This is a genomic window from Streptomyces sp. 150FB, assembly GCF_000818195.1.
GTDB lineage: Bacteria > Actinomycetota > Actinomycetes > Streptomycetales > Streptomycetaceae > Streptomyces.
In genome coordinates, this window is the sequence record NZ_JTHL01000001.1 from 41540 (window position 1) to 44589 (window position 3050).

Annotated in this window: 1 protein-coding gene; it reads right to left on the reverse strand. The window is 75.3% G+C overall.

Annotated features, from left to right (window positions below; genetic code table 11):
* Positions 1–3050, reverse strand: a 3050-nt coding sequence (locus tag QR77_RS00070) for a type I polyketide synthase (protein ID WP_040019092.1), incomplete at both ends; no start/stop codon positions are given.

A 3050-nucleotide genomic window follows, 5' to 3' on the forward strand; every position in this document is an offset into this window, starting at 1 on the left:
GGCCCGGCCGCTGCGGCTGACGAGGAGCAGGTGGCGTACACCGTGACCGGTCACGAGGCGACGGGCCACGACGGCGCCGAGCCCGCCGGTTCCGCCGGTGATCAGCACGGTGCCCGCGGGATCGATGACCGGACGGGCCGGGTCGGGCGCGGGGACGGAGCCGCGGGCGAGCCGGGGCACGAACAACTTTCCTTTGCGCAGCGCGACTTGGGGCTCACCGAGTGCCATCGCGCGGGCCAGCTCTTCGGCGTCCGGTCCGGCGGCGCAATCCGCGCCCGTGTCCGTGCCCGTGTCCGATCCCGTCTCGGTGTCAGTGTCGGTGTCCACCAGCACGATTCGGCCGGGGTGTTCGGTCTGGGTGGGCCGCAGCAGCCCCCACACGGTCGCGGCCGCGAGGTCGACGTCGGCGCCGGGCTCCACGACCACCGCACGCCGGGTGACGACGGTCAGGCGTGAGGAGCCTTCGCCGTTCTCCTCCAGCCACTTGCGTACGTGGTGCAGCACGTACTCGGCGGTCTCGTGGACGGCCGTGGGCACGTCCACGTCGCCCGGCCTGACGGGCAGCACCGCCGTCGCGGGGTCCGGGCGCCGCGCAGCGCCGGGCGCGGCGGCCTCACGCCACTCCACCTGGAAGAGCTTGGGATCGGTGCGCCGGGCGTCCAGGGGCCGCAGGGTGAGCGAGTCGACGCGGAGCACCTCGACCCCGCTGTCGTCGGCGACGTCCAGGGCGGCCCTGCCCTCGCCCAGCAGCGAGATCCGCACCCGCAGCCGGGATGCGCCCCTGCGCGCGAGGCGGACACCGGCCCAGGAGAACGGCACCATCGTGCCGGGCTGTTCCAGGACCAGCGGGTGCAGCACCGCGTCGAGGAGCGCCGGGTGCACGCCGAACGGCCCCGGCTCGTCGCGCAGCGCCACCTCGGCGAGCAGGTCGTCGCCGTTCCTCCAGACGTGCTCCAGGTTGCGGAAGGCGGGGCCGTACTCCAGGCCGCGCCCGGCGAGTTCGTCGTACCAGGCCGTGCGGTCCTGCGGTGTGGCGTCGGGCGGCGGCCATGCCTGCGTCACGACACCCGCGTCCGCGGTCCCGGCGGCGGCGCGGACCACACCCGTGGCGTGGAGCTGCCAGGCCTCGTCGGCGGCGCCGAGGACGCGGCCGTGGATGCGGACCGCCCGCCGGCCCGCGTCGTCCGGCGCCGCCGCCGTCAACTGGACCTCGACCTCGTCGCGCTCCGGCACCACCAGCGGTGTGTGCAGCGTCAGTTCGTCGACGGTGTCGCCGACACGCAGCACCATGTCGAGCAGGGCGGTGCCGGGGACCACGGCCCTGCCGAGCACACGGTGGTCGGTCAGCCAGGGCCGCGACCTCAGCGAGAGGCGCTCCGTCAGGACGGTACCCGCGCCCTCGGCGAGTTCCACGGCGTTCCCGAGGAGCGGCTGGTCGGCCGTGGCGTCGAGCCAGTGGCGCGTGCGCTGGAAGGCGTACGTCGGCAGGTCGGCCCGGCGCCCGGCGGCGAACAGCCGCTCCCAGTCGACGCCGACGCCGCGCGTCCAGACCTCGGCGACCGAGGCCAGGAACCGGACGGGGCCGCCCTCGTCGCGGCGCAGCGATCCGCAGACCGCTGCGGCCGGCGCCGCGCCGCCGCTCTCCAGGATCTCCTGGATGCTCATGGTGAGCACCGGGTGGGGGCTGACCTCGATGAACGTGTCGTGGCCCTGCTCGGCGAGGGCGGCCACGGCGGAGTGGAAGTGCACGGTCTGGCGCAGGTTGCGGTACCAGTATCCGGCGTCCGCCAGGCCCTCGCCCAGCCAGTCGCCCTCCACGGTCGAGTAGAAGGGAACCTGGGCGGGCCCGGGGCTCAAGTCCGCCAGATCCGTGGCCAGTTGCTCCTCGATGCGCTCCACGTGGGAGGTGTGCGAGGCGTAGTCCACCGGGACCATGCGCGCCCGCACGCCCTCCGCCCGGCAGGCGGCGTGCAGTTCGTCGAGCGCCTCGGGGTCGCCGGCCACCACGGTGGCGGTAGGGCCGTTCAGCGCGGCCACCGCGAGCCGGTCCTCCCAGCGCTCAAGGCGGGACTCGGCCTGTGCCGCGGGCAGCGCCACGGACATCATCGCGCCGTGCCCGGCCAGGTCCCGCGCGATGGCCCGGGAGCGGAGCGCGACCACGCGGGCCGCGTCGCGCAGCGACAGGGCGCCGGCCACGCAGGCGGCCGCGATCTCGCCCTGGGAGTGGCCCACGACGGCGGACGGTTCGACGCCGTACGAGCGCCACAGCGCCGCGAGCGACACCATGACCGCCCAGGAGACGGGCTGGACCACGTCGACCCGCTCCAGGGTCGGGGCGTCCGCGGCCTGCCGCAGCACGCCCTCCAGGTCCCAGTTGGCGAACTCCACGAGCGCCGCGGCGCAGGACCGCAGCCGCTCGGCGAACACCGGCTCCGCGTCGAGCAGTTCCACGGCCATGCCGGCCCACTGCGAGCCCTGGCCGGGGAAGACGAAGACCACGCGGCCGCCGGTCGCCCGTGCCGTCCCCGCCACCGAGCGCGGTGCCTTCGGTGCGTCCTGGACCAGCGCGTCGAGTCCGGCCAGCAGGTCGGCGCGGTCGGTGGCCACGACGGCGGCCCGGTGCTCGAACCGCGTGCGCGAGGTGGCCAGCGACCGGCCGACGTCGAGCGGGCGCAGGTCCGCGTGGGACGAAAGGTGGTCCCGCAGCCGCGCGGCCTGGTCGACCAGCGCGGCCCTGGTCCTGGCTGACACGAGGACCGGTACGGGGAGCGAGGCGTTCGCCAACGCCCCGGCTTCCAGCGCCGGTCGGGAGTCTCCGGGACCCTGCTCGATGATCACATGCGCGTTGGTGCCGCTGATCCCGAACGACGACACCGCGGCCCGGCGGGGACGGCCGGTCTCCGGCCACCGGCGCTGCTCCGTCAGCAGTTCCACCGCGCCCGACGACCAGTCCACGTGCCGGGAGGGACGCTCCACGTGCAAGGTCCGCGGCAGCACACCGTGCCGCAGCGCCAGCACCGTCTTGATCACACCCGCCACGCCTGCGGCGG